This is a genomic window from Gordonia jinhuaensis, from assembly GCF_014639795.1.
Lineage (GTDB): Bacteria > Actinomycetota > Actinomycetes > Mycobacteriales > Mycobacteriaceae > Gordonia_B > Gordonia_B jinhuaensis.
On sequence record NZ_BMGC01000002.1, the window covers coordinates 100,293 to 126,006 of the forward strand.

At 66.1% G+C, this 25,714-nt stretch carries 23 protein-coding genes, 1 tRNA gene and 2 pseudogenes; 11 read left to right on the forward strand and 15 right to left on the reverse strand.

What is annotated here, in order from left to right; genetic code table 11:
• Position 1: 1 nt before the first annotated feature.
• Positions 2 to 679: a DUF3043 domain-containing protein gene (locus tag IEW22_RS01785; protein WP_229742086.1), complete on the reverse strand. Its 678-nt coding sequence runs from the start codon at positions 677 to 679 to the stop codon at positions 2 to 4.
• Between the two features lie 114 nt (positions 680 to 793).
• Between IEW22_RS01785 and IEW22_RS01790 the strand changes: the two genes are divergently transcribed.
• The 3 genes from IEW22_RS01790 to IEW22_RS01800 all read left to right on the forward strand — a co-directional run bounded on the left by IEW22_RS01790 (position 794) and on the right by IEW22_RS01800 (position 3,668).
• The gene (locus IEW22_RS01790; protein ID WP_188584878.1) at positions 794 to 1,888 is read left to right on the forward strand and encodes a glycerate kinase family protein; all 1,095 of its coding nucleotides are present in this window, start codon (positions 794 to 796) and stop codon (positions 1,886 to 1,888) included.
• Between the two features lie 241 nt (positions 1,889 to 2,129).
• The gene (locus IEW22_RS01795) at positions 2,130 to 2,483 is read left to right on the forward strand and encodes a HesB/IscA family protein (RefSeq protein ID WP_188584879.1); all 354 of its coding nucleotides are present in this window, start codon (positions 2,130 to 2,132) and stop codon (positions 2,481 to 2,483) included.
• A gap of 213 nt (positions 2,484 to 2,696) precedes the next feature.
• Positions 2,697 to 3,668: a carbohydrate kinase family protein gene (locus IEW22_RS01800; RefSeq protein WP_188584880.1), complete on the forward strand. Its 972-nt coding sequence runs from the start codon at positions 2,697 to 2,699 to the stop codon at positions 3,666 to 3,668.
• Between the two features lie 56 nt (positions 3,669 to 3,724).
• Here the strand turns inward: IEW22_RS01800 and IEW22_RS01805 are convergent.
• Positions 3,725 to 3,871, reverse strand: a pseudogene (locus tag IEW22_RS01805) (integrase core domain-containing protein); the annotation flags it as partial.
• Positions 3,846 to 4,821, reverse strand: a pseudogene (locus IEW22_RS01810) (IS481 family transposase); the annotation flags it as partial. The pseudogenes IEW22_RS01805 and IEW22_RS01810, both read right to left, overlap by 26 nt.
• A gap of 138 nt (positions 4,822 to 4,959) precedes the next feature.
• Here IEW22_RS01810 and IEW22_RS01815 point away from each other — a divergent pair.
• The 3 genes from IEW22_RS01815 (at position 4,960) to IEW22_RS01825 (ending at position 8,000) form a co-directional block, all read left to right on the forward strand.
• A complete protein-coding gene (locus IEW22_RS01815; protein ID WP_188584881.1) occupies positions 4,960 to 5,619 on the forward strand; it encodes a GNAT family N-acetyltransferase in 660 nt (219 codons plus the stop codon).
• 151 nt (positions 5,620 to 5,770) lie between these two features.
• A complete protein-coding gene (sepX, locus tag IEW22_RS01820; RefSeq protein WP_188584882.1) occupies positions 5,771 to 7,144 on the forward strand; it encodes a divisome protein SepX/GlpR in 1,374 nt (457 codons plus the stop codon).
• Positions 7,145 to 7,316: 172 nt separating this feature from the next.
• Positions 7,317 to 8,000, forward strand: coding sequence for a hypothetical protein (locus tag IEW22_RS01825; RefSeq protein ID WP_188584883.1), 684 nt, complete (start codon positions 7,317 to 7,319; stop codon positions 7,998 to 8,000).
• A 40-nt stretch (positions 8,001 to 8,040) separates the two neighbouring features.
• Here IEW22_RS01825 and IEW22_RS01830 read toward each other — a convergent pair.
• From IEW22_RS01830 to asnB, 6 genes are all read right to left on the reverse strand, one after another.
• A tRNA-Ala gene (locus IEW22_RS01830) sits at positions 8,041 to 8,113 on the reverse strand.
• A gap of 79 nt (positions 8,114 to 8,192) precedes the next feature.
• A complete protein-coding gene (locus IEW22_RS01835) occupies positions 8,193 to 9,665 on the reverse strand; it encodes an alpha-amylase family protein (RefSeq protein WP_188584884.1) in 1,473 nt (490 codons plus the stop codon).
• Between the two features lie 33 nt (positions 9,666 to 9,698).
• On the reverse strand, positions 9,699 to 10,061 hold the full coding sequence (locus tag IEW22_RS01840; RefSeq protein ID WP_188584885.1) for a histone-like nucleoid-structuring protein Lsr2: 363 nt from the start codon (positions 10,059 to 10,061) through the stop codon (positions 9,699 to 9,701).
• A gap of 118 nt (positions 10,062 to 10,179) precedes the next feature.
• Complete coding sequence (locus IEW22_RS01845; RefSeq protein ID WP_188584886.1) at positions 10,180 to 10,677, reverse strand: phosphoribosyltransferase; 498 nt, start codon at positions 10,675 to 10,677, stop codon at positions 10,180 to 10,182.
• Between the two features lie 140 nt (positions 10,678 to 10,817).
• The gene (locus IEW22_RS01850) at positions 10,818 to 11,105 is read right to left on the reverse strand and encodes a hypothetical protein (RefSeq protein ID WP_188584887.1); all 288 of its coding nucleotides are present in this window, start codon (positions 11,103 to 11,105) and stop codon (positions 10,818 to 10,820) included.
• Between the two features lie 248 nt (positions 11,106 to 11,353).
• On the reverse strand, positions 11,354 to 13,279 hold the full coding sequence (asnB, locus tag IEW22_RS01855) for an asparagine synthase (glutamine-hydrolyzing) (protein ID WP_188585018.1): 1,926 nt from the start codon (positions 13,277 to 13,279) through the stop codon (positions 11,354 to 11,356).
• A 571-nt stretch (positions 13,280 to 13,850) separates the two neighbouring features.
• On the opposite strand from asnB, the gene ctaC reads away from it, so the two are divergent.
• The 3 genes from ctaC (at position 13,851) to IEW22_RS01870 (ending at position 15,868) form a co-directional block, all read left to right on the forward strand.
• On the forward strand, positions 13,851 to 14,876 hold the full coding sequence (ctaC, locus tag IEW22_RS01860; RefSeq protein ID WP_229742112.1) for an aa3-type cytochrome oxidase subunit II: 1,026 nt from the start codon (positions 13,851 to 13,853) through the stop codon (positions 14,874 to 14,876).
• 4 nt (positions 14,877 to 14,880) lie between these two features.
• Complete coding sequence (locus IEW22_RS01865) at positions 14,881 to 15,297, forward strand: cytochrome c oxidase subunit 4 (RefSeq protein WP_188584888.1); 417 nt, start codon at positions 14,881 to 14,883, stop codon at positions 15,295 to 15,297.
• Positions 15,298 to 15,361: 64 nt separating this feature from the next.
• The gene (locus IEW22_RS01870) at positions 15,362 to 15,868 is read left to right on the forward strand and encodes a GNAT family N-acetyltransferase (protein WP_229742087.1); all 507 of its coding nucleotides are present in this window, start codon (positions 15,362 to 15,364) and stop codon (positions 15,866 to 15,868) included.
• 421 nt (positions 15,869 to 16,289) lie between these two features.
• Here the strand turns inward: IEW22_RS01870 and qcrB are convergent, their stop codons facing one another.
• The 4 genes from qcrB to ctaE form a co-directional block, all read right to left on the reverse strand.
• Positions 16,290 to 17,918 carry a cytochrome bc1 complex cytochrome b subunit gene (gene qcrB, locus IEW22_RS01875; RefSeq protein WP_188584889.1) on the reverse strand — a complete coding sequence of 543 codons (1,629 nt, stop codon included), beginning with the start codon at positions 17,916 to 17,918 and terminating at the stop codon, positions 16,290 to 16,292.
• Positions 17,915 to 19,087, reverse strand: a complete 1,173-nt coding sequence (gene qcrA, locus IEW22_RS01880) for a cytochrome bc1 complex Rieske iron-sulfur subunit (protein ID WP_188584890.1) — start codon at positions 19,085 to 19,087, stop codon at positions 17,915 to 17,917. Before qcrA ends, qcrB begins: the two co-directional genes overlap by 4 nt.
• Positions 19,084 to 20,025, reverse strand: coding sequence for a cytochrome bc1 complex diheme cytochrome c subunit (qcrC, locus tag IEW22_RS01885; protein WP_188584891.1), 942 nt, complete (start codon positions 20,023 to 20,025; stop codon positions 19,084 to 19,086). The genes qcrA and qcrC overlap by 4 nt, the downstream gene beginning before the upstream one ends.
• Before the next feature lie 81 nt (positions 20,026 to 20,106).
• A complete protein-coding gene (gene ctaE / locus IEW22_RS01890) occupies positions 20,107 to 20,718 on the reverse strand; it encodes an aa3-type cytochrome oxidase subunit III (protein WP_188584892.1) in 612 nt (203 codons plus the stop codon).
• A 448-nt stretch (positions 20,719 to 21,166) separates the two neighbouring features.
• On the opposite strand from ctaE, the gene IEW22_RS01895 reads away from it, so the two are divergent.
• Positions 21,167 to 21,700, forward strand: a complete 534-nt coding sequence (locus IEW22_RS01895; protein WP_188584893.1) for a hypothetical protein — start codon at positions 21,167 to 21,169, stop codon at positions 21,698 to 21,700.
• A gap of 40 nt (positions 21,701 to 21,740) precedes the next feature.
• Entirely contained in the window at positions 21,741 to 22,883 is a 1,143-nt protein-coding gene (trpD, locus tag IEW22_RS01900; protein ID WP_188584894.1) for an anthranilate phosphoribosyltransferase, read from the forward strand.
• Positions 22,884 to 22,920: 37 nt separating this feature from the next.
• Here trpD and IEW22_RS01905 read toward each other — a convergent pair whose 3' ends face one another.
• Positions 22,921 to 23,196: an Lrp/AsnC family transcriptional regulator gene (locus IEW22_RS01905; protein WP_188584895.1), complete on the reverse strand. Its 276-nt coding sequence runs from the start codon at positions 23,194 to 23,196 to the stop codon at positions 22,921 to 22,923.
• Between the two features lie 101 nt (positions 23,197 to 23,297).
• Positions 23,298 to 25,076: a DEDD exonuclease domain-containing protein gene (locus tag IEW22_RS01910; RefSeq protein WP_188584896.1), complete on the reverse strand. Its 1,779-nt coding sequence runs from the start codon at positions 25,074 to 25,076 to the stop codon at positions 23,298 to 23,300.
• Between the last annotated feature and the right edge of the window lie 638 nt (positions 25,077 to 25,714).

Below are 25,714 nucleotides of genomic sequence, written 5' to 3' on the forward strand. Positions count from 1 at the left end.
CCTAGACGGCGTCGCCGGGGGAGACCTGCGGGCGCGGGGCGCGCATCCGACGCAGCATCATCGCGCGGTTGAAGGCGTACCAGCCGAGTTTGAAGCCGCCGTCGGTGGAGTCGGGGAACCGCTCGCGGACACGCTTGTTCACCATGCGTCCCAGGATCACGCCGTCGATGGCCAGGAAGATCGCGAATACGAGCATCACCACCGTCGCGTACTGCGCGATCGACGGTACGAACATGATCAGGATCAGCACGATGGCCATCGGGATGAAGAGTCCGGCGAGATTGCGGCGCGAATCGACGAGGTCGCGGACGTAGCGACGCACCGGCCCCTGGTCGCGCGGCATGAGGTATTTCTCCTCGCCGGCCATCATCCGCTCGCGCTGATCGGCACGCTGGTTGCGGCGCTCGTTGCTGAGTTCGCGCTTCTCCTGCTTGCTCATCGTGGAGCGCCGCTCCTTGCGACGCGCGCGTGCCTCGGCGCGCGTCTGCGGTGCGGGCGCGACCGGACCGCGCCGCTTGCGCTCGGCGTCGCGTCGCTTCGGGGTCGGACGGCCTTTGCCCTCGGTGTATGCGCGAGACGACCCGCTGGTCGGATCGTCGACGTCCACGTCGGTCTCACTCGTGTCGTCGGTCTGGACCGCCGGGCCGTCCGTCTCGACCTTTGTCCAAGGCATCTTCACGCTTCACAGGGTATTGGATCCGGACATCCGCGCGACCCGCAGGGACGCCAAGCCGACGCTCACACCCGCTCGTCCCACCCGGTGGGCGTCGCCTGTTCTCCCTATACTCCGGCCATGGATTCCGGTGCTCAGGGCCGTGCGAAGCGAATCGTCGTCGCCCCGGACTCGTTCGGCGACACCCTCACCGCGGTCGAGGCCGCCGCGGCCATCACAGCGGGCTGGACACGGTCGCGGCCGGACGACGAGATGATCTGCATACCCCAATCCGATGGTGGGCCGGGCTTCGTCGAGGTGCTGGCCAGCCGTTTCGGTGAGGTGGTCACCGAAACGGTCTCCGGCCCGCTGGGTGCGGCGGTCAGCGCCTCCTGGCTGCTCGATGAGCGCGACGGTGCGATGACCGGCTACATCGAATGCGCCTCGGCCTGCGGTCTGCACCAACTCGGCGGCGCGCCGACGCCGGTCACCGCATGGACCGCCTCGACCGTGGGGGTCGGCAGTCTCGTCGCCGCGGCACTCGCGCGGGGATGTTCCACGATCGTGGTCGGACTCGGCGGCAGCGCGACCACCGACGGCGGCCGTGGGCTCACCGAGGCGTTCGGTGGACTGGCCAGTGCCCTGGCGCGACTCGAGGGAGTCCGGCTGGTGGCCGCGAGCGATGTCGAGAACCCGCTGCTCGGGCCCGACGGTGCCGCCGCGGTGTTCGGGCCGCAGAAGGGGGCCGACGCGGCGACGGTGGCACGACTCGAGGAGCGGCTGGCGCTCTGGGCCGACGAGCTGCGCGCCGCCACCGGTCGTGATGTCGCCGGTCTGGCGGGTGCGGGTGCTGCCGGCGGTCTCGGTGCGGTGTTGCTCGCACTCGGCGGGCAGCGGATCGCCGGGGCGGCGATCGTCGCCGAGGCCACCGGACAGGACGAGGTGCTGGCTTCTGCCGACCTCGTCATCACCGGCGAGGGCAAGTTCGATCACCAGACCCTGCAGGGCAAGGTGGTCGCGGCGCTCACCCGATCGGCCGCGGCCAGTGGCGTCCCGACGATGGTGTTCGCCGGTCAGGTGGCGCTGACGCCGGCGCAGTACACCGCCGCTGGCATCGGCTCCGCGCATTCGATCGTCGACCACGCCGGGTCGGTGCAGGTGGCGATGGATGATGCCCGAGCGCAGCTCACCGGTCTCGCCGCGCAGGTCGCCGCCACATGGGGCCCGGTGTCCTGACGCGGCCGACCCTGATTCTCCTGGTCGGCCGCGAACTCCCGGCCTGCTCAGCACTTGGGCGGTGAGGCGATGCCCGGGTGGCTCGGCGGGCAACGCCGGACACGGCGGCGGGAATACCGGTTTGAGGAGTACCGTTGAGCCGTAGACACACCGGGGTTCGGCGTGCGATGTCGCGAAGACCGATTCGATCGGGGACATCGGTGGAGGTCCGGACCGTTGTCGAGGCACTCGAGGAGATTTCATGACCGTGCAGAACGAAACCACCACGACCACCGGCGTGGTTCTCACCGATGCAGCCGCAGGCAAGGCCAAGGCGCTGCTCGACCAGGAGGGTCGCGACGATCTCGCTCTGCGTATCGCCGTTCAGCCCGGCGGCTGCGCCGGACTCCGTTACCAGCTGTTCTTCGACGATCGCAGCCTCGACGGCGACATCAACCAGGACTTCTCCGGGGTCAAGCTCGCCGTTGATCGCATGAGTGCGCCGTACCTGCAGGGCGCGACGATCGACTTCGTCGACACCATCGAGAAGCAGGGCTTCACGATCGACAACCCGAACGCCACGGGCAGCTGCGCCTGCGGCGATTCGTTCAACTGATCACCACCCGCGACCTGATCGGCTCATGGCCGGTCGACGTCGGTAGGTGATTGCCGAACTACGCACCGAGAGCCACATCCGCCTGCGGATGTGGCTCTCGTGCTGTCTGGGCCCGTGGCGAGCAGGCCAGGGGAGCTGGTTGCCGGCATTCGTCGTCACGGTAGCGTCAGGATGAACGAGGCAAGGTGACCTGTGGCGGCGAGAGGAAAATCTGTGACGATTGCGGTGTGTGGGTCGATTGCGACCGACCATCTGATGAGGTTCCAAGGCAAGTTCTCCGAACAGCTTCTGCCCGAACAACTCTCGCATATCTCGCTGAGTTTTCTGGTCGACGAGTTGGTGATCCAGCGCGGCGGGGTCGGCGGCAACATCTCGTTTGCGATGGGTGTGCTCGGGGCGTCACCGCTGCTGATCGGTGCGGTCGGCGACGATTTCGCCGACTATCGGTCGTGGCTGGAGGAACACGGGGTGGACTGCCGCGGCGTCCGCGTGTCCGACACCGCGCACACCGCGCGGTTCGTGTGTACCACCGACGACGAGATGGCCCAGCTCGCCAGCTTCTACGCCGGCGCGATGTCGGAGGCCAGGGAGATCTCGCTGGCCGCGCTGATCGACGAGGTCGGCAGGCCCGAACTGGTACTCATCGGCGCCGACGATCCCGAGGCGATGCTGGCCCACAGTCGCGAATGCCGCGAGCTCGGCCTGCCCTTCGCCGCCGACCCGTCACAGCAGCTGGCCTGGCTCAACGGTGAACAGATCCGCGAGCTGATCGAGGGTGCGGCCTACCTGTTCACCAACGAGTACGAGTGGGGTCTGCTGCAGCAGAAGACCGGGCTCACCGCCGAGCAGGTCGCCGAGATGGTGGGGACCCGGATCACCACGCTGGGCAGCAAGGGCGCCGAGATCGTCGACCGCGCCGGGGTGCGCGTCCACGTCCCGGTGGTGCCCGAACTGGCCAAGGTCGATCCCACCGGCGTCGGCGACGGTTTCCGTGCCGGCTTCCTGGCTGCCACGTCGGCCGGACTCGGCTATGAGCGTGCCGCCCAGCTGGGATCGATGGTCGCTGTGCTGGTGCTCGAGACCGTCGCGCCGCAGGGCTGGGAGTGGGATCGCGACGAGGCCTTGCGGCGGATCGCCGGGGCCTACGGGGACCGGGCTGCGACCGACCTCGCCACGGTGATCTGAGGCGAGGCCGATCGGTCGGTCAGCGGGCATCCCGCCCGCATGGGATCCGGACGGGGCTAGTTGTACTGACCCGGCAGGTTGGTTAAGCGAGTGATGGGTGGTTTGTTCCTGCAGGCGGTGTGGGGTCGGTGGTGATTGTATTCGTGAACCCAGGCGGTGAGGGCGGCTCGTCGTTGAGCCTCGCAAGTGTAGGCGCGGGCGTAGCCNTCGTTTGTTCCTGCAGGCGGTGTGGGGTCGGTGGTGATTGTATTCGTGAACCCAGGCGGTGAGGGCGGCTCGTCGTTGAGCCTCGCAAGTGTAGGCGCGGGCGTAGCCCCAGCCGTCGGGCGAGCGTGCGGTGGAAGCGTTCGACTTTGCCGTTGGTCTGGGGTCGGCGTGGTCTGGTTCGTTGATGTCGGATTGACAGCTCGGCGCAGGTATCGCGCCACCTGTGTGAGACATACGCTGAGCCGTTGTCGGAGAGAACCCGCTGCACGGTGACGTCGCGTTCAGCGAACCAGGCCACGGCTCGGACCAGGACCGCGGTCGCTGTCATGGCGGTCTCGTCGTCGTGTACCTCGACGTAGGCGACGCGGGAGTGGTCGTCAATCACGCTGTGTACGAACGCATGTCCCATCTTCGGGTTATGGTACTTGTTCTTCTTTTTACCCGGTGTGGCTGCACGATTACGCATCCCTTGGGCACGTCCGACGAAGCGCCACCCTCCGCTGTCGGGGATGTTGCCGAACTTCTTCACATCAACGTGCAGCATCGCCCCGGGCTGATCGTGTTCGTAGCGGCGGACCGGTTCACCAGTCGCGCGATCAACATGGGAAAGCCTGTTGAGTCCGCACCGCACGAGCACTCGGTGCGCCGTTGCCGGCGCCACCCCACTGACCGCGGCCAACTGCACCGGCCCGAACCGTTTACGCAGTCGTAGCGACACGATCCGACGTGTGGTCGCCAGATCGGTTTTCGCAGGCATCGTGTGGGGCCGTGAAGAACGGTCGGTCATCGGTTCAGCAGCCGCGTAACGGCGCGCCCACCGCGCCACCGTGGGCCACGAACACTGAAACCGCGCCGCGACCTCGCTAATTGGTACGTGCTGATCAACAACCAGCTGAGCGACCCGTAACCGGGCACGAGGAGTCAGGGCAGCATTAGCGTGGGACACGAGGGCCTCCTGTGAGCGATAGAGCGGATACCTAGGCAGTTCCACTCCACCGCAGGAGGCCCTCCCACGTCGTCACCTAGGCCGACGTGTCGCACCCACTCGACCAACCTCTCCGGTCAGTACAGTTAGATCACAGTCGTGAGGTGGTGGGGGTCGGACAACGCGCGGCATCCGGGGTGGCCGGCCCGGCTGGGTCCGCTGCGCACGCGCGCGGGTGTGGTGGAGCTGCGTCCGGTGCGGTTGCGGGACGGCCGGTCGTGGAGTGCGCTGCGCATCCACAACCAGAACCACTTGATGCCGTGGGAACCCTCCGGCGTGGGCGCCTGGGCCGATCGGCACCACATGTCGGCCTGGCCGCCGTTGCATTCGGTGCTCAAGGCCGAGGCGAGGTCGGGGACCATGCTGCCGTTCGTGATCGAGGTCGACGGGGTGTTCCGCGGGCAGCTGACCGTCGGCAACGTGCAGCGCGGTGCACTGCGCAACGCCTGGATCGGTTACTGGGTGGATGCGGAGGTGGTCAACGGGGGCGTGGCCACAGCGGCGGTCGCGCTCGCGGTGGATCACTGCTTCTCGGTGGTGGGACTGCATCGGCTCGAGGCCACCGTCCAGCCGACCAACCAGCCCTCCCAGGCGGTGCTCACCAAGGCGGGGTTCCGGCGTGAGGGACTTCTGCAGCGCTATATGGACGTCGACGGTGCGTGGCGCGATCATCTGCTGCTCGCGTTGACCGCAGAGGAGATCGGCCCGGGTGTGGTCGCCCGGCTCGTGGGCACCGGCAGAGCCGCCTACGTGGAGTGAGCCGGCGCGGTGCGGTTCGCGGGATCGTGGCTGATCAATTCGGGTGTGCTCGGCGCGCCTCCACCCCTATCGCGTGGGGCTGCCCATAGCCTGGCTGTTACTGGTGTGAATAGCACCGACGGTGACAGGGGGCGAGAGGAGCGACCACACGATGCCCAACTCCGTGCTGTGGATCTGTCTGGTGGTTGTCTGGCTGTTCGTCCTCGCGCCCATGATGATCAAGCGCCGACCCGAGGTGCGTAAGACCACCGACGTCGCGTTGGCCACTCGCGTGCTGCATCGTGGTGGAAAGTCGGTGCGCGCCAAGAGCCGTCGCCCCGCGGGCCGCCACCCGCACGATCCCGACTGGGAACCGCCGGCGCGCGAGTATCGCAAGGCCGGTCAGGCGCTGACCGACGACGATGACCATCCCGATCTCGATGACGAGCTGGTCGCCGAGAAGGACACCGTTGCAACGGGTTCGGCGAAGGAGTCGACCGGCCGGGCCTCAAAGGGTTCGGAGTCCACGGCACGTGGGTCGAAGACCGCCGCCGATGCGCTGTCAGATGCGCCGACCGCGGTGATGCAGGCGGTCAATGTCGACGCCGACGAGCTGGTGGACCTCGACGCCGCGCATGCGCGGGTGAAGGCCGCGCGCGAGGCCGAGCTGGATGACGCTGCGGTGGATGACCCGACCGTCGATACGCACGATGGCAATACGCACGATGGCGACACCATCGATGCGGAGCTGGTCGACGTGAGCGTCACCGAGGCACGGATCGTCGCCGAGACGGTCGACGACGCCGACATCGTCGACGTTGAGATCGAAGACTTGGAGATCGACGACGTCGAGATCGAATTCGTCGCTGACGTGACGGAGTCCGATCTTATCGACGAGGGTGAGGACATCGCAGCCGAGGACATCGAGGGCGACGATTTCGACGCCGACCTCGACCATGACGACTTCGACGACGAGTGGGACGGGGATCTCGAGGACGAGGCTGATCGTGACGAGGCGCTAGACGACGAGGCTCGTGACGACGCGGCTCTTGATGACGAGGCTCTTGATGACAAGGTGGAGGCCGATACGGTTCGGCCCCTGCGCAACTCTCGTCGAGGTGGCTACGACCCCGAGGCCGATCGCCGACGCACCGAGAAGAAGTACCGCGTGCGCCAGCGCACCACACTCGGACTCGCGGCGCTGGCGATCATCGGCCTGGCGCTGGGATTCGTTCTCGGCACGGCTGGTTGGGTCATCGGTGCGGTGTTCTGCGTCGTGTTCGTGGGTTACCTCGCGGCGTTGCGGCGCACGGTGCGGATCGAACAGCGGATCCGTGCCCAGCGCGCGGCACGTGCGGCACGCGACCGTCGCGCACAGCAGCGTCGTCGCAATGAGGAGTCCCGAGCCGACGTACCGAGCCGTTTGCGCCGTCCCGGAGCAGTCGTTCTCGAAATCGACGACGAGGACCCGGCATTCGATCATCTGCCGCATTTCACCGCCCGTGTGCGCCGCGACGAGGTGGATCTCGATCGCGCGGTCGGCTGAGAGGCGAACGGCGACAGCACCTATACGCGACGCCCCGCTTCTCCCGCGAGGGAGGGGCGGGGCGTTTCGCTGTCTGGGGGCCGCACGGCGCACACTGCTCGGTGGTGATCTCCGGCACTGTTGCGCGTACTTCATTGATAATGACAATCGTTGTCATTATCGTCTCGTGATCATGAAGTTCACGCTGAATGCTCTTGTCATGCTCGCTCTTTCGGCCACCATCGCCGTGGGCGCGCCCGCCCACGCAATCGCTGCGCCGAGCGACCATTCGTTGACGCCGTGGGCGACGAGTACGAACTGGCGCTCCTTCGACGACGACGTGGTCGATCGATCGCCGGAGATGAACCAGGGGTGGGACGAGTCGGCGCGTGTGATCAGCTCCTCCGCGCACCTGCCGGTGACCTCACAGCAGCTCCGCACCTTCTGGGACGGCAACCCATCGACCAGTAGCCCGATCGACACGCTCTCGTTTTCCGGAAACACCATCGCTGGTCGCGACAAGGCCGGCCACCTGTTGTTCTCCGACACCTACCGCTACGTGACCACCCGTGTCCACGGGCTGGAGGACGGCCCAACCGAGATCTTCCGTGCCGATCATCTACGTGGCCGTTACGGCTACATCGCGCTGATGGCCCCCGAGGCGGCGACCGACGACAGCGGCCAACCGATGGCCCGCCATTTCCACTTCAGATTCGGAGCCACCAGCGACGTGGTCACCGAACACGACCACGGATTGGTGTACCTGACGATGGTGGATCACTCGGCGAGCCCGCAGGAGCGTGCGCGCACCGTGGTCGCCTTCCATCGCGCGATCCCGGCGATGATCGACGACATCGGGAAGCAGTTACGGCGATAAGACGGCGCCGACCGGGAAGAAGCCGACCTGGAAGTAGAAGTGGAGCTAAGGGGAATCGAACCCCTGACCTACTCGATGCGAACGAGTCGCGCTACCAACTGCGCCATAGCCCCGTGCCCGCGGTTTCCCACGAACTCGAACACTCTAACACCTGCCCGGCCACGGTCGAAAAACGGCCTGTCAGCAGCGGCATCAGGCCTCGCGACCAGCGAGGATCGCGTAACCGTGCCCGCCGAGGCGCACCTGAGTTCCACCGTCGTGCGCAGAATCCAGGGCGTCGTGGTCGCCGAGGAGACGTGGCTGAGGGAGGGGGATGTCGATGACCACGGTCGCCTCCGTGTCGGCCAGGTTCACCAGCACCAGTCGCACGTCCGCATCCAGCGTCCAGGTCCAGCCCAGGACTGACGTGGCGTCCGCGTCGGCGCCGGGCGGTGCCCACAGCGACCAGTCGCCGGTGTGGAACACCTCCTCGGCGACCAGTTGCAGCAGCACTCGATAGAAGCGGATGAGTTGTCGGTCCTCGGATTCGACAGGGAACCGGCCCAGCTGCACCGGCAGCCGGATCCGGGCTCCGGTCTGCTGCCCGTCGTGGACGAGCCGGCCACCGGGCAGGGTCAGAGCGGCGACGGCGGCCGCGCGCTGACGTGCGCCGAATACCACTGCGGCACGGGGCTCATCGTGATTCTCGATGAAGCGCAACAGTCGCCGTCCGAAGGCGGCGTCCGCGCTCAGCAGCGTTCTGAAGTCGGAGTGTCTGTGCGCCAGGGCGTCGTAGAGCGGTTTGTCGTAACACAGGTCGAAACCTTGCTCGACGAGCAAACGCTCGGTGTCCCAATATGTTTCGGCAATGAACTGGAAATCGGGATGGTCTGCGCGGATCGTCGCGATGAGCGCGGGCCACAGTTCCGTCGAGGGCGGTGGACCCACACGGTGTCCCCACGTGCGCGAGAAGATCGCGTTGGTCACCAGCATGGCCATATCGCATCGGACGCCGTCACACTGGGCGGCGATCGAGGCAACCGTGGCGACCAGCTGCGCGCGCAGTCGCGGCTCGAACACGTTGAGCTGGGCCACATCCGTCCAGGGCGGGAAGTGCGGATCGCGGCCGTTGGCGATCACCACCTCACCGGCGGTCACGAATTCCTTGGGCCGACCCTGCAGGTCATCCCGACCACCGAGTACGAACCACGACGGATGGTGGGTCACCCACGCATGGTCGACGGCGACGTGGTTGGGTACGAAGTCGAGGATCAGCCCCACGCCGCGTCGGGCGAGCGCCGCACGTGCGATCGCCAGGCCATCGGCGCCGCCGAGCCGCTCATCGACCGTGTACTCCTTGACACAGTACGGAGAGCCGACCACATCCTCGGATATGAAGTCCGGTAACGCTTCTCGGAACGTCGAGACCAGGCCGTCGTCATCGAGAGCGATCGCCACGCCGGCGACGCTGCGAGTCCAGACACCCATCAGCCACACGGCGTCCACGCCGCTGCCGGCGATGCGATCCCATTCGTGCTCGGGAACGGCGGCCAGACTCAACGGCGTATCCGAGCGCACCGTGCCCTCGCCGGAGCCGGCCAGACGGGTCAGCCACGGCCAGGTGTTGATCTCGAGGATCACCGGATTCGGCGGCAGCGGCACCGGCGGTGCGGACTGTGTCGACATCAGCTCAACGACCCCGTCGCACAGCGTCGGTCGTCAGTGCGCGGCGTCGAACGCGGCGAGAACGTCTCGCGGAATACGCCCGCGCGGACTCACCTCGTAGCCGTTGCGTCCGGCCCATTCGCGAATCGCATTGAGTTGGTCCTTCGGTCGGCGCGCCGGCGCCTCCCCGGTCGGCGTTGCCGATTCGATGGTCGTGACCACGAGCACATTGTCGGTATCGGCCTCGCGGGAAGCCTTGAGATACTTGCTCAGTGCTCGGCGGAATGTGCGCGCATGTGCCGGTGAGGTGTCGAATTCGTATTCCTCGTCGTCGAGGCCGAATTGGATGGTCTCGCATTCCTCGAGTTCGTGCCCGTCGAGGTCGTCGGTGTAGAGGACGGTGTATTTCTTCGCCACAACAGCGCCTTCCGGGTTGTCGAGCCGCGCCTGCCGTCGCCGAAGACCTGCGCTCGCGTGAGACTTGCGTGAGTGCTTGTGCGGGAATCGTAGCCGTGCGTGGGGTGTCGGCGCCGGATCAGCCGATTTCGTCGCGCGTCGCCACCGGACCGTCGACCGACCACGGGAAGTTGATCCATTTGTCGGTCTCACGCCAGAAGTAGTCGGGAGCGGTGATCGTGTGCGGTTTGCGATAGATCACCGCATTGCGCACCTCGGCCACGCGGCCCTGTTCTTCGCAATAGTCATCAACGAGTTTGAGTGTCTTTCCCGAGTCGGCGACGTCGTCCACGACGAGCACCCTCTGATCGGTGAGGCCACTGCTCTCCAGCAGCGAGGGGAGCAGCACCGGCTCCGACAGCGTCTCGCCGATACCGGTGTAGAACTCGACGTTCAATGAGATGAGGATCTTGCAGTCCAGCGCGTAGGCGATCGCGCCGGCCGGAATCAGCCCGCCGCGCGCGATCCCCAGGATGATGTCGGGTTTGAACCCGTCGTCGGCAACCATCTGTGAGAGCTCACGGCAGGCGGTGCCGTTGAGCTCCCAGGTGAGGATTTCGCGGTCGGTGTCGGTCATACACATATGCTGCCTGGCCGCGCGTGTTCTCCCAAATCATCGACTCTTTCCGGGCCGCTCATCGGCTTCGGTCGCGTGTTCTCGGTCGCGTGTTCTCGATTGCCGCCCGCGAGCTGGCGCCACCCTGGCCCCGGCGCCACTCAGCTGGCGAGCAGGGGATATGTCGAACCGAGCAGCACGAGGAAGAAGGTGAGCAGAAACCACATCGCCCCCTGCCAGACCACCCAGCGACCGTCGTGTTTCCAGGTGCGGTAGGTCCGCAGTGCGGCGACGAGTGCGCCGACGAACATGATCACCGGCGCGGCAATGGCGAAGATGTTGCGGATCCAGCCGTCCGACAGCAGGGCGGCGAGCACGCAGACGATCGAGGCCACCAGGACACCGAGGGTGTAGGTGGCCGCGCGCCGGTAGGTCGGATCCTCGGTCATCGTCGTACCTCCTCGTCCACCACATTCGTCCTCGTCGGCACCACCGGTCAACCACAGTCTAGGTCCGTTAGGGAAATGCAATGGCAGACAAAGGATTACAGGATCAGCTGGCAATGTGACACACGGGTCAACGATGGCGATTGGGCCTGGTGCACGGATAGGTGACAGGGTTAGTCACGCGGCCTGAGGGGCCTCGTGGTTGATGATGGTCTCGAATTCAATGGGGGTCAATCTGCCGAGGCGGTCCNCTAGATCCGGACCGGATAGCGCTCGTGCGAGATCTGCGGAACGATCGACCCCTCCACGAAGATGCCGTGCCACACCATGAAGATCAGCACCGTCCAGATACGTCGGCTGTTGTCGACCACACCGTCGCGGTGTTCGGTGAGCATCTGGCGTACGAAAGCCTTGTTGATCAGATGGTCCGTCTGGGACTTCTCGATGATGTCGTGCGCCCAGTCGTAGAGTTCGGGACCGGCCAGCCAATGGCGGATCGGCACGGGGAAGCCCAACTTCTTGCGATGCAGCACATGCGGCGGCACGATCTGCTCGAGCGCCCGGCGCAGCGCGTACTTGGTGGTGCCGTGGGAGATCTTCTGATCCACGGGAAGCCGTGAGGCCACCGAGAACACCTCGGGGTCCAGGAATGGCACACGAAGTTCCAGGGAGTTGGCCATCGTCATCTTGTCGGCCTTCACCAGGATGTCGCCGCGCAGCCAGGTGAACAGGTCCAGATGCTGCATGCGGGCCACGGGATCCCAGCCACGCGAGCGCGCGTAGATCGGCGCGGTGACGTCGGTGTGGGTCCACTCCGGCCGATAGTCGCGCAGGACCGCTTGCAGGCGGGCGTCGTCGAAGGAGCGGGCGTTGCCGTAGTAGCGCTCCTCGAGTGTCATGGACCCGCGGTGCAGCAGACTCTTGCCCCGCACGCCCTCGGGGATGCGGTCCGACAGCGCGCCGATCCCGCGCCGCACCGACGTGGGCAACTTGTCGAACGGCGCCAGCGACAAAGGCTCCTTGTAGATGGTGTAGCCACCGAACAATTCGTCGGCACCCTCGCCGGAGAGCACCACCTTGACGTGTTTACGGGCCTCCTTGGCCACGAAGTACAGCGGTACCAGTGCCGGGTCGGCGACCGGATCGTCGAGATACCAGACTATCTCGGGAATCGCCGCGGCGAACTCCTCGGGCTCGACCACCTTGACCACATGGCGTGCACCGATCGCCTCAGCCGACTCGGCAGCGACGTCGATCTCGGAGTATCCGTCGCGCCGGAAGCCGGTGGTGAACGTGATGAGGTCGGGGTTGTGCTGGATGGCCAGCGCCGCGATCGCGGTGGAGTCGATGCCGCCCGACAAGAACGATCCGACGGTCACGTCGGCGCGCATGTGCTTGGCCACCGAGTCGCGCAGCACGTCGGCGATCTCGTCGTAGCGCGCCTGCTCGGAGCCTGCCGCGAACGGACGTACCGGGAACTGCGGGGTGAAATAGCGGTGGGTGTGCGGACGCGCGCCGGGTCGCACGACCGCGTAGGTGCCCGACTCCAGGCGCCGGATGTTGGTGTGCAGACTCTCCGGTTCGGGCACGTACTGCAACTCGACATAGTGCTCGAGTGCGCGGTGGTCGAGCTCGTCGCCGAGTTCGAGGGTCTCGAGGAGGTCGAGGATCGTCTTCTTCTCACTGCCGAACGCCGTGCCGGTGGGCCCGGTGGCGATGAACAGCGGCTTGATGCCGAACGGATCGCGGGCGATGAACAGCACACGCTCCACGGTGTCCCAGATCGCGAACGCGAACATGCCGCGCAGCCGCCGCACCGAATCCGGACCCCAGTGGTGGTAGGCGGCGACGATCGCCTCACCGTCACCCTGCGTGCGGAACTGGGCACCCACCTCGTCGGCGAGCTGCTCGCGGATCTCCAGATAGTTGTAGATCTCGCCGTTGAATGTCAGCGCATACCGCTCGGGGGCCTCCGGGGGTCCCCAACGCAGCGGCTGATGCGAGTGATCGATGTCGATGATCGACAGCCGGTTGAAGGCGAAGACGAGGTCGTCGTCGAACCATGTACCCGGTTCGTCGGGTCCGCGGTGACGCATCCGCTCGGCCGCGGTGGCGACCAGTTCTGCCGCGCCCGGGGCAGAGGAGTCCTTGGTCAGCACACCCAGCAAGCCACACACCTGCGTAACGTCCTTTCCTCGAGTGCCCTCGTCGTCGGCGACCGCCACTACCGCGCGGAGTGCTCCACCGAACACGTCGAGTATGCCGTACGTGCGCGGACGGTCCCGACGGGTGCGAGTCGCGGATGCTGCGTGGCGTGAGCGCATGCGGTGCCGATGGTGCTGTGGGACACCGATGTTGACCCCTGCCGCAATGCCCGAGATGTCCGGCGTGGCGCCGCCGTCGGGCCCGTGACATGCGGCGCAGGGGGTCTTGTGACACATGTCCACGTCAAGGTCGGCCCCAATCGCAAAAGGTCGTCCCGCTTGGTCTACGCTGCGTAGTACTGGCCGGGAATCCGGGTTTGCGCTGCTGCCCGAATCCGTCCCCGGCCCAGGGTCAGGTTGCGTGGTTCTCAGCATGCAGGAAGGCGTGAAATTGACACACCGTGGACGGCCCCGGACCACCGGCGATCGGGACACGATCGCCGAGCGGCTTTCTGCGACTGACGCACGGCGGGCCCGCACCGGCTCGCATCGGACCCTCAAGCGGGTCGGCGTCGTCGGTGCTCTCGGAGTCGCGGCTCTGTTGATGTCGGGTTGCAGCACGTCGCAGTGGGTCAGTTTCGGTTGGCCCACCGGCATCACCCCCGAGGCGCATTCGATGCGTCACCTGTGGCAGTGGTCGGTCATCGCGGCACTCGCAATGGGCATTCTGGTCTGGGGACTCACTTTCTGGACCATCACTTTCCACCGCCGCAAGGCCAATCAGAGCGGCTCGGACGAGTTCCCTCGCCAGACCGCCTACAACGTGCCGCTCGAGCTCTTCTACACGGCGGTGCCGTTCCTCATCATCGCGGTGCTCTTCTACTTCACGATCATCGTGCAGAACAAGGTCGAGGCGAAGAAGCCCGACCCGACCGTCGTGGTCGATGTGACGGCATTCCAGTGGAACTGGAAGTTCGGCTACCGCGATGTCACGTTCAGCGACGGCACCAACTACAACGGCTTCGATCGCACCGGCGGACCCTTCGAGGTCCAGTCCGACAACGAGGCGACCGAGGAGAAGCCGCTCCCCGACGCCGGCAAGTCCGATGAGATCCGCAATTACCTGCAGTTCGACAAGATCGAGACGCAGGGCAGCTCGTCGCAGATCCCGGTGCTGGTGCTTCCCACCGACGCTCGTATCGAATTCCAGATCGCCTCGGCCGACGTCATCCACTCGTTCTGGGTGCCGGAGTTCCTCTTCAAACGAGACGTGTTCCCGTTCCCGAAGCAGAACCACACCGACAATCGGTTCCAGGTGTCGCAGATTGAACGCCCTGGCGCGTTCGTCGGCCGCTGCGCGGAGATGTGCGGCACCTTCCACTCGATGATGAACTTCGAGGTCCGCGCCGTCTCCCGTCCGGCTTTCGACGCCTACATCAAGTTCCGCCGGGACAACCCCGAGGCGACGAACGCCCAGGCGCTCGAGCACATCTGCCAGACCCCGGTGGCCGTGAGCACGCATCCGTTCGACAGCCGCCGCGGCGACCAGATCGACAGCTACAAGCCCGACGAGACCACCTCCAAGGGTTCGACCACTCTCGCCAACTGCTCTCTTCCGGTAGGAGCGTGACCAGATGCATATCGAAGCACGGTTGTTCGAGGGGCTGACAGCCTTCTTCTTCGGCGCGGCCATCCTCTATGGCCTCTGCACCGGTCTGTCGAGCCATCACGTCGAATGGGTCGGCACCGTCGGCATCGTCATGTCCGGTGGACTGACGCTGATCATCGGTACCTACTTCCGGTTCGTCGCACGTCGCGTCGACATCCGCCCGGAGGACTACGAGGACGCCGAGGTCAGCGATGGCGCCGGCGAGCTCGGCTTCTTCAGCCCGGGTAGCTGGTGGCCCATCCTGATCGCCGGCTCGGCGGCACTGTTCGCCATCGGCGGCGCCACCGGCAACTTCTGGTTCTCGATCTTCGCGGTGCTCTGCATCCTGGGATCCGCCGCGGGTCTGGTGTTCGAGTACTACGTCGGACCCGAGAAGCACTGATCGCCCCAGCGTGACACGTCACGACTTCAGGCAAAGCCGACCTCACATCATCGTGAGGTCGGCTTTGTCGTCCGAACTCACCTCATCGGATCTCGCGGAGATCCGACATCTGTGCGACCTCGCCTTCGACGGAGATTTCGACGACAACGACTTCGACCACGCCCTGGGCGGCACGCATGCGCTCGCGTACGTCGACGAGCGTCTGGTCGGGCACGCATCCGTGGTGCCGAGATCGATGGTCCTCGGGCGGTCGGATGCCCGCTGTGGCTATGTCGAGGCCGTGGCGACGGCACCCGACCATCGGCGCCAGGGGATCGGCTCGTCGTTGATGGAGGTCGTCGAGGAGGCCATCGTCGACGATGCGCGCTTCGGTGCCCTGGCCGCCAGCGAGGCAGGTCGTCCGCTCTACATCGGCCGCGGCTGGTCGCAGTGGAGGGGACAGTTGTACGCGTTCACCCCCGAGGGTCGTGTCCGTACGCCCTCGGATGAGGGATCGGTCTTCGTATTCGGCGAGGGCCTCGATCTGGACGCCGAGCTCACCTGCGACCAGCGCAGCGGAGACCTCTGGTAGCGCGGCTCATCTTCTCAGCCTGATTCACTGACGCACGTGGTTGCGGACGGCATAGCCAGCTGCGCGGGAGCGGAACTGGCTGGGGGTGTTCGCGCGCAACCAGTTCTGATGTGATCGCCCGTGCGACGTAACCAGTCCTGACGGCGTGACGCCCCCGCTCAACCAGTTCCCCCGCGACGAGTTCCCGCACGACGCGAGATTTGACGCGATGACCCACGGGGTAGGGGAGGGGAGCAGTCGCAGGATCGCGGCGGTACCTGGATTCCCCGCGCTGTCTGGCCCTGTGTGCGCGGTCTGCGGGCACAGACGTGGACGGAACGCGGGCGCAGCTCGACCTCGGCACACTCGCTCCACGACCCCGACATACGACAGTGCCCGTATCCCAATGGGATACGGGCACTGTCGGTGAGTTCGACTCAGATCACTCCAGCTCTCGCGGCTGGCCGTTGCGGGCCTGCAGCTCGGTGAGAGCCTCGTGCTCGGCGCGGTGCGCCCTCTCGTCGTTCTCGGCGTTGATCTTCTGCTCCTCCGGCGGATCGGCGACCAGGATGCCGGTACCGGGCTGTCCGCCGGCGCCGAGCTTGTTCATCCGCTTCGGCAGAGCAGCGCCCTGGTACGGCAGCGGGATGGGATGTCCGTGCTCGTCGATCGGGCCGAGCGGCTGATGCAGCTCGATGTACTCGCCGTTCGCCTGACGCTTGATGATGCCGGTCTCGATGCCGTGTTCGAGGGTGAACCGGTCGCTGCGCTGCAGCGCCAGGGCCCAGCGGTAGGCGATGAAGTACGCGATCGGCGGCACGATGATCAGGCCGATGCGGCCCATCCACGTTGTCGCGTTCAGCGAGATGTGGAACTTCAGCGCAATGATGTCGTTCATGCAGCTCAGAGTCATCACGGCGTAGAACGAGATGGCCATCGCACCGATCGCGGTACGCACCGGGACGTCACGCGGACGCTGCAGCAGGTTGTGGTGCGCATCGTCGCCGGTGAGCTTCTTCTCGATGAACGGGTAGGCGATCATCAGGGCGAACACAACGCCCACGATGACGACCACCCAGAACACTGCCGGGATCATGTACTTGTTGCCGAAGTAGATCTCCCACGCCGGCATCAGGCGAGCCAGGCCGTCTGTCCACATCATGTAGATGTCGGGCTGCGAGCCGGCCGAGACGTGTGCCGGGTTGTACGGACCGAGCACCCAGATCGGGTTGATCTGGAAGACACCCGCCATGATCGCCAGGATGCCGAAGGTCACCGCGAAGAATGCACCCGACTTGACCGCGAACACCGGGAGGATGCGCACACCCACCACGTTCTTCTCGGTGCGACCGGGGCCGGGGAACTGCGTGTGCTTCTGGTACCAGACCAGCGCCAGGTGGGCGCCGATCAGGGCCAGAATGATGCCCGGGATCAGCAGGATGTGCAGCACGTACATGCGCGGGATGATGATGTCGCCGGGGAAGTCACCGCCGAACAGCGCCCAGTGGACCCAGGTGCCGATGATCGGGATGCCCAGGACGATGCCGGAGGCCGCGGCGCGGACACCGGTGCCCGAGAGCAGGTCGTCGGGCAGCGAGTAGCCGAAGAAGCCCTCGAACATCGCCAGGATCAGCAGGAAGCAGCCGATGACCCAGTTGGCCTCACGCGGACGACGGAACGCACCGGTGAAGAAGATGCGCGCCATGTGCACGATGATCGAGGCGGCGAACAGCAGTGCTGCCCAGTGGTGGATCTGACGCACGAACAGACCGCCGCGGACCTCGAAGGAGAGGTCGAGTGCGGTCTCGTAGGCGCGGCTCATCATCACACCGTTGAGCGGCTGGTAGGCACCGTGATAGGTGACCTCCTGCATCGACGGATCGAAGAACAGGCTCAGGTAGATACCCGAGATGAGGAGCACCACGAAGCTGTAGAGCGCGATCTCACCCAGCAGGAATGACCAGTGCGTGGGGAAGACCTTGTTGATCTGACGCCGGATGCCCGGCGCCAAGTGATAGCGGGAGTCGATCTCGTCAGCCTGAAAGGCGACCCGCTCGCCGACCTTGCTCATCCCTTGTCCTTCCCCTGGCCGCGCTCCCAGAAGGCGGGTCCGACGGGTTCGATGAAATCACCGGCGGCAACCAGGTAACCCTGATTGTTCACCGTGAGCGGCAGCTGTGCCAGTGCGCGGGCAGCCGGGCCGAACACCGGCTTGCCGTATTCCAGTGCGTTGAACTGCGACTGGTGGCAGGGGCACAGGATGCGGTTGGTCTGCTGCTCGTAGAGCGATGTGGGGCAGCCCAGGTGCGAGCAGACCTTCGTGTAGGCGTAGTAGTCGCCGTAGTTGAAGCTCTCCTGACCCTTGCGCTTGATCACGCGCGCAGCGTCCTCGGGACGCAGACGAATCAGCATCACCGGGTTACGCACACCCTTGAGGCCCTCGACGAGCTTCTCGCGGGACTCTTCGGTCTCGCCGAAGCCGTCGGAGTTGCGCCACGGGAACACCGTCTCCATGCCGCCGGCGTCGAGGTCCTCGGGGCGGACCAGAGTGACCGAGTGCGGGTCGCCGGTGTCGCGGCGCAGGAACACGGGCTCGTTCGGTGTGGCCGGGTTGTTGTAGATCGGCGACCAGCCGGTGTGCCACAGCGGAGCGTTCTTGCCCTTGGCCCACGGGTTCTTGATGATGCCGCCGGCCAACGCGACGATGCCGGTGAAGGCGAAGACGCCGAGGCCGAAGGCGGCCGATCCCATGATCATCTTGCGGCGGGGGAGCGTGGAGCTCTCCAGAGCGTCGGTGAACATCGCCGAGGTGGTCTTGCGGTCGACCTCCGATGAACCGCCGTCGTGGCGGTCCTGCACCGAGATCTCGTCGGGGATGAACTTCTTCGTGTACTGGACCAGGCCGATACCGATCGACAGGATGCTCAAGCCGAAGGTGATGCCCAGCAGCGGCGTGTTGAGCGTGTACCACCAGTAGTGCTTCTGGTCGGGGAGAGCGAAACGCCAGTGGCCCCAGCAGAACACCACGAAACACAGCGCAGCGGACACGCCGGCGAGGATGAACCAGAAGGACACCGAGCGCGCGGCCCGCTTTTCCTTCTTGGTGCCGGGAACGGGGAACCGTTCCTGGCGGTAGATGATGTCGACACCGTCGAGGTTGGTGCCCAGCGTGACGAGATCGTCATGTGACATCCCGTCGAGCTCCTCTGGACTCGGTGTCGGTTTCGTCGAATCGCTCATCTGCGTGATCCAATCCACATCGCCGCGCCAACAACCGCGACCACTCCGATAGCCCACATGACCATGCCCTCAGACACCGGTCCGAAACCGCCGAGGTCGAGACCGCCCTGCGGATTCGACGTCGTCGCGTACTTGACGTACCCGATGATGTCGCGCTTCTCCTCGAGGGAGAGCTGACGATCGGAGAACTTCGGCATGTTCTGCGGCCCGGTCACCATCGCGGTGTAGATCTGCTGCTCGTTGGCCGGCCCCAGCGGCGGTGCGAACTTGCCGGAGGACAGCGCGCCGCCCCTGCCCGTGAAGTTGTGGCATGAGGCGCAGTTCAGTCGGAACAGCTCACTGCCGCGACCGAGGTCGTTGCCCTTGAGTTCGCCCATCTCGATGATCGGCAGACCGTCGGCGCCAACCTTGATCGAACCGTCGGCGTTGTGTGCGTAGAGGACACGCGGACCGCCGCCGACCGACTGGACGTATGCGCCGAGCTGGTCGATCTGTGCCTCGGTGAACTTGGGTGCCTTGCGGACCACCTGGGCCTCACCACGCACCGCGGGCATACGACCCGAGGATACCTGGAAGTACACGGCGGCGTCGCCCACACCGATCAGTGAAGGACCGCGATCGGGAACTCCGTCGAGGTTCGCGCCGTGACAGGTGATGCACGAGTTGTCGTACAGCTTCTTCCCGTCGTCGACCATCGAGGCAGTCGAGTCGGCGTCGGCCGTGGCCACCTGGGGCTTGGGGGTGATCGCCGTGGCGATACCGCCGGCCACGACGAGGCCTGAAAGCAGCAACACCGCGCCGGATGCCCGGCGACGGAGCTTGCGGCGACGCTTGGCCTGCCGCGGGCTCCGCGACCGGTCACTGGTGGTCGATGTGTCAGACCCGGCTGCACCGTCGGACTGACCATCGGCCGACGGTAGCGGTGGAGATGAACTCATCTGTATCTCTCTACTAGACGGGATTCATTTGTGGTGTACCGCCGGTGCGGGTCGCGACAAACGGGCGACCCGCATCGCCGACTACCTGATGAAGTAGATGGTCGCGAACAGCGCGATCCACACGATGTCCACGAAGTGCCAGTAATAGGAGACGACGATCGCCGCGGTCGCCTGCGCCGGGGTGAACTTCGAGAGCTTCGTACGTACGAGCAGGAAGATGAAGGCGATCAGGCCGCCCACCACATGCAGGCCGTGGAAACCGGTGGCCATGTAGAAGACCGAGCCGTACACGCTCGAGGAGAGCGTGGTGCCCTCGTTGACGAGGTTGTAGTACTCGTAGGCCTGGCCGCAGACGAAGATGAAGCCCATCACGAAGGTGAGCAGATACCAGCGGCGCAGACCGAACACGTCGCCGCGCTCAGCCGAGAACACACCCATCTGGCACGTCACCGACGAGAGAATGAGGATGCACGTCACCGGGACGGCTTCGGCGAGGTTCAGATGCGTGGGATGCGGCGGCCAATCACCACCCGAATTGGCTCGGGCGACGAAGTACATCGCAAACAAACCCGCGAAGAACATGAGCTCGCTGGACAGCCACACGATGGTGCCGACGCTGACCATGTTGGGACGGTTCAGCGAGTGCACGCGCTGGGTGATGGCTGTTCCCGAGGTACCTGCAGCGCTAGTCACACGAGAAGTATGACGGTTCGTAGTAACCGCTGACTACTTGGGTCCCGAAAATGATTCGGGGTATTCGCTGACCTGCAGGTAGGCCCGTGTTTCGCCACCGCCACGGGCGTGTCGGACTCGTCCGTTTGCGGGCGTGGACGCGTGTGGGACAGCCGTCGAGCGGCGGTGCGCCATGTCGGTCTTGCCGCAGACGTCCGCTGCCAGAGCGGTTTTCGGCCTCGGGTGAATCCACGAGTGATTCGGACCGCGGTGGTCACCGGCACCGACGACGACTGCCCGATCGGCTCGATCACGGGCGGGTTCGGATGTGTCGGCCGGACATGGGAATCTACGGGATACGGGAGAAGACAGCAGTGGGCAGCGGTTCCGATGGCGGGAACATCAGTGGCTACCGACGTGAGTGGCTGACGACATGAGTGGCTAGGGACAGCAGTGGCTAGGGATATCAATGGCTAGGGATATCAACGGACATCCGGTTGAGGTGCGTGGTCTGCGTCGATTCCGCCGGGATCGCGGTGCGCCCGAACTCGATCCACACGATGTGACGCTGACTGTGCTGGCGGGCAGTACGGATCCGGCGGTGTCGAGCGCGTCGGTGCTCGCCCAGGCCGGAGATCGGGTCGCTGCCGGTGAGGTCGAGGTGGTGCTGCGGCACCTGCTGGTCATCGCTCCGGATGCCGTCGACGAGGTGGTGGCGACCGCGGCGCAGGACCACTACGTCCGCGTCGATCATTCCCGCCTCGATGAGCCGGGGCCGGAGCCTGGGCCGGCGCGGACGGACACCGATGCCGGCCTGGAGGGTTTCGATCCCGAGGTTGTCGCCGACGCCCTGAACGCAACCGCGGGCAGGGTCACCCTGCTGCTCGCGCGAACCCAGCTGATCGACGCCATGCATTGCTCGCAGGAGCGATCGCGGGTGGCTGGGCTCGCTGCCCGCCACAACGGCGACGTGGTGGGGTGGCAGATCCTGGGGAGGGTGTAGACGGTGGTCGGCGGCTCACACGACTAGTCTCATCTGCGATATGACCACTTCATCGCCGCAACCTTCGTCCCCGTCACCGTCGTCTCGGCGTCCCTCGGCTGAGCCACTCACCTGGCAGAAGGTCCTCGGTTTGCTCAGTGACGGCGTCGACCTGTCGGTCGCCCAGGCGCGATGGTCGATGAACGAGATCATGAACGACAACGCGACGTCGGCGCAGATCGCCGCGTTCGGTGTGGCCATGAAGATGAAGGGCCCGATTCCTGACGAGCTGAGTGGCTTGGCCGACGGGATGCTCGAGCACGCGGTGCGCGTCCACGCCGAACCCGGTGCGGTCGACATCGTCGGTACCGGCGGTGACCGTTCGCACACCGTCAACATCTCGACCATGTCGTCGATCGTGGTGGCGGCTGCCGGTGTGCCGGTGGTCAAACACGGTAACCGGGCCGCCTCGTCGAAGAGCGGCGGCGCCGATGTGCTCGAAGCCCTGGGTGTGACGATCACGCTGGGGCCCGATGGCGTGGAGCGGACGCTACGCGAGGTGGGTATCGGATTCTGTTTCGCCCCGGTGTTCCATCCGGCATTCCGCTTCACCGGGCCGCCGCGACGGGAGATCGGGATCCCTACGGTGTTCAACGTCCTCGGTCCGCTCACCAACCCCGCGCAGCCGACGGGCGGGCTGATCGGGTGCGCGTTCGACGAGTTGGCCCCCACGCTGGCGCAGGCGTTCGCCGACCGGGGTGGTTCGGCACTCGTGGTCCGCGGTGATGACGGACTCGACGAGATCACCACGACCACCACCAGCACGATCCGCGTGGTGGGCGGTTCCGATGGTGACTCGCAGGTGCTGGAGGTCTCGTTCGATCCTCGCCGACTCGGTATCGAACTGGTGGAGTTGTCAGCGCTGCAGGGCGGTGATGCGGTCGTGAACGCCGGGATTGCGCGCGATCTGCTCGCCGGTGCCGGCGGACCCGTGCGCGACGCGGTGGTGGTGAACTCCGCCGCGGCGATCGTCGCCGCCGACACGAGCGGCATCGCCGGTGAGTCCGACCTCTATGACGCGCTCGCCGATGCGAAGGGCAGGGTCGAGTCGGTGATCGACAGTGGTGCCGCTGCCGATCTGCTCGACCGCTGGCGTGCGCTGAGCGTGGCGATCGACGACGCGGGCGGCTCCGCGGCGAGGTGACTCGACCGCGTGAGCGAGTGCTCGCTACCCGGGGGAGTCAGTCACCGAGTGAGAATCCGGCTTCGGCGTCGGCGCTGGAGTAACTGCGGAATGCGATGTGGGTGACCGTGTGACGCACGCCGGGCAGCCGGTTGATGCGCTCGGTCACGACCTCGGCGATATCGGAGTGCTCGCGCACCCGCACCTTGGCGATGATGTCGACGTCACCCGCGCAGGAGAACACCTCGGTGACCCCGGGCACGTCGGCGACCGACTGTGCGGTCTCGGGGATCTGATGGACGTCGGCGGAAATCAGCACGATCGCGGTGATCATGGCCTCAACCCTAATCTCCGGGGTACGGCGGCGCGGCATCGCTCCTCGCGGATGCTTCTGCTCGGCTCGGCGTCTGGTGTCCGTCGCACCGTGTTCACCGGTCATCCGCGATATGCGACAGTCGCCGCCTGACGCGCCGAACGAGCCCGATGACCCCACTGTGACCAGGTGCCCGCCCCGCGGGCGGCGACACTGAAACCGCTGCTCGCACAGACCAGTCGGGTTCCAGGCTCGGTTACCCAGCGGTGTACCAGCGCGGCCTCCTCGGCCCACGCGCCTCGCAGCGGGCCGTCGCCGGGCAGCACCGTCTCGGCTGCGGCCGACAATGCCTCGACGAGCGGCACCGGCGGTACCCCGCGTTCGGCCACACCGGCCGCCGCGAGCCGGCCATGGCGTACGACTGCCAGTTGCCATCCGCCGTGGCCGTCGGGCCTGGCGGCGACCAGTTCCGAGAGCCGGCAGAATCCGGACAGTCGCTGGCAGCGTTCGAGGGCTCCGACGGTGAGCGCGAGATGATCCCGCATGCGTGCGGCGGTCTCGAACATCTCCTGTTCCACCAACCGCTCGAGTCGGCCGAACATCGCTTCGAGTGCGGTGCTGTCGGTGCCGGCGAGCACTGCGGCAGCGGTCTCGGCGCGCCGGCGATAGGTCTGTGCATCCTCGCCGACAGCGGTCGCCGCATGGCATCCCCCGGCGGTGCGACGGCCGTCCTCGCCGAGTTCGCAACGGTGGATCGAGTCGGCACGCAGCCGAGCGGTGCAACTACGCAGGCGGCAGGCCTCGGTGAGGATGTCGGCGACCGCCGCGGCGTCCGCGCGCGAGGAGATCGGACCCACCGACAGCGGGCCCGGGGTGCGTCCGACGATGAGCCGGGGGTACGGTTCGTCGCCGAGCCGCACCCACCATCCCTTACGCGGATACTTCGAGCGGCGGTTGTAGGGCGGCGCATGCGCGGCGAGCAGTCGTAGTTCGCGCACGCCCGCCTCGAGTGCGTGTGCGCACTCCACATGGTCCACACGCGTCGCCAGGGCGACCATCTCGGCCATCCGGGCGCGTGTCTCGCCGCCGGTGAAATACGACCGGACCCGCCTGCGCAGGTTCACCGCCGTCCCGACGTAGAGGACTTCCTCGGACGGCCCGCGGAACATGTAGACACCCGGACATTCGGGAAGCCCGTCGGCGAGGGTGCGTTTGGCGCGTTGTGCGCGTGTCACACCGGGTAGATAGCTGCGCAGGTCGCCGAGGGTGCGCACCCCGCAGTTGCCGACCCGCTCGAACAACCGGTGCATCACTTCCACGGTGGTCCGTGCGTCGTCGAGGGCGCGGTGGGTCGGTGTGGTCGCCGTGCCGAAGAGCTGGGCGAGGTGCGACAGCGCCACTCGTGGCGCCTCGTCGCGCCCGAGTACGCGGCGGGCCAGCGTGACCGTGCACAGCGCAGGTCCGAACGTCCAGTCGCGGTCCTGCGCGGCGCACGCGGCCCGCAGGAATGCGGTGTCGAAACGCGCGTTGTGTGCCACCAGTACCGCTCCCGCGGCGAACTCGAGAAAGGCGGGCAGCACCTGCTCGATGGTGGGGGCGTCGACGATCATCGCCTCGGTGATGCCGGTGAGGTGCACGATCTGCGGCGGTATCGAGCGACCGGGGTCGACGAGGGTGGCGAACTCGCCGAGTACCTGTCCGCCGCGCACCTTGACCGCACCGATCTCGGTGATGCGGTCGTCGCCCGGGCGTGTGCCGGTGGTCTCGAGGTCCACAACGACGAATTCGACGTCGGCCAGGTCGACGTCGCGACCACCCGGCCCCAGATCCAGATCGTCGAACTCCAGCTGCCGTGCCGTCGCGGGTGACTGGTGCTCCCTCGCGGCGAGTGCGTTCCCCATGGGGCGAACGCTAGTTCGATCCTCCGACAAGTCGGGCTGCGACACGGAGGTCGACCAGCGGGCGAGTCGGGCCACGCAGCGACGAGCCACGTCGCGCGGGAGGACGGTCGGTCTGAGGCTGCTGTGATTATTGAAGTCTGCTGTTACTGATGAGGTTTGTCGGACGTCGGCGTTAGCGTGTCGGCGCAGGTGGTCGGAGAGGTCCTCGCGAGGGACGATCCGGGCCGCCTGCGGATGCGAATGTCAGTGCTCGACGAAATGAGACGGAGATCACTCTATGAACATCGACTGCGAGTCATGCCCGGCCCGGCACATCGCGTGCGATGACTGCGTGATGACGGTTCTCCTCGGCGACCCGAGGGTGCAGACCAGCGGGAATCGGTATCTTCACGGTAACGAACCGGTGATTGACCACGCGGCGCGATTGATCGAGACGGTGGAGTTGTTCGCCTCACTCGATATGGTTGCCGATCAGGGTCCGATTGACTACTGGCCATCGGATCAGTTGCAGCGCAACGATTTCCGTGGATACGGCACGTCTGGTCGCCGAGCGGGGTAGCCGCCGCGCCGATGTCGGCACGGTGACCAAATGGTGGACATAGCCGAGTTCGTTTCGTAACCTTTCCGAGACCTTGCGG

What these genes read in the sequence shown, in the direction of transcription:
- IEW22_RS01850 (WP_188584887.1), bottom strand. Translation starts at nt 11,105, where the DNA reads ATGACCGAGGATCCGACCTACCGGCGCGCGGCCACCTACACCCTCGGT.
- IEW22_RS01825 (WP_188584883.1), top strand. Translation starts at nt 7,317, where the DNA reads ATGAAGTTCACGCTGAATGCTCTTGTCATGCTCGCTCTTTCGGCCACC.
- IEW22_RS01790 (WP_188584878.1), top strand. Translation starts at nt 794, where the DNA reads ATGGATTCCGGTGCTCAGGGCCGTGCGAAGCGAATCGTCGTCGCCCCG.
- IEW22_RS01865 (WP_188584888.1), top strand. Translation starts at nt 14,881, where the DNA reads ATGCATATCGAAGCACGGTTGTTCGAGGGGCTGACAGCCTTCTTCTTC.
- qcrB (WP_188584889.1), bottom strand. Translation starts at nt 17,918, where the DNA reads ATGAGCAAGGTCGGCGAGCGGGTCGCCTTTCAGGCTGACGAGATCGAC.
- qcrC (WP_188584891.1), bottom strand. Translation starts at nt 20,025, where the DNA reads ATGAGTTCATCTCCACCGCTACCGTCGGCCGATGGTCAGTCCGACGGT.
- qcrA (WP_188584890.1), bottom strand. Translation starts at nt 19,087, where the DNA reads ATGAGCGATTCGACGAAACCGACACCGAGTCCAGAGGAGCTCGACGGG.
- IEW22_RS01835 (WP_188584884.1), bottom strand. Translation starts at nt 9,665, where the DNA reads ATGTCGACACAGTCCGCACCGCCGGTGCCGCTGCCGCCGAATCCGGTG.
- IEW22_RS01845 (WP_188584886.1), bottom strand. Translation starts at nt 10,677, where the DNA reads ATGACCGACACCGACCGCGAAATCCTCACCTGGGAGCTCAACGGCACC.
- IEW22_RS01905 (WP_188584895.1), bottom strand. Translation starts at nt 23,196, where the DNA reads ATGATCACCGCGATCGTGCTGATTTCCGCCGACGTCCATCAGATCCCC.
- IEW22_RS01795 (WP_188584879.1), top strand. Translation starts at nt 2,130, where the DNA reads ATGACCGTGCAGAACGAAACCACCACGACCACCGGCGTGGTTCTCACC.
- IEW22_RS01910 (WP_188584896.1), bottom strand. Translation starts at nt 25,076, where the DNA reads ATGGGGAACGCACTCGCCGCGAGGGAGCACCAGTCACCCGCGACGGCA.
- sepX (WP_188584882.1), top strand. Translation starts at nt 5,771, where the DNA reads ATGCCCAACTCCGTGCTGTGGATCTGTCTGGTGGTTGTCTGGCTGTTC.
- ctaC (WP_229742112.1), top strand. Translation starts at nt 13,851, where the DNA reads ATGTCGGGTTGCAGCACGTCGCAGTGGGTCAGTTTCGGTTGGCCCACC.
- IEW22_RS01895 (WP_188584893.1), top strand. Translation starts at nt 21,167, where the DNA reads ATGGCTAGGGATATCAACGGACATCCGGTTGAGGTGCGTGGTCTGCGT.
- trpD (WP_188584894.1), top strand. Translation starts at nt 21,741, where the DNA reads ATGACCACTTCATCGCCGCAACCTTCGTCCCCGTCACCGTCGTCTCGG.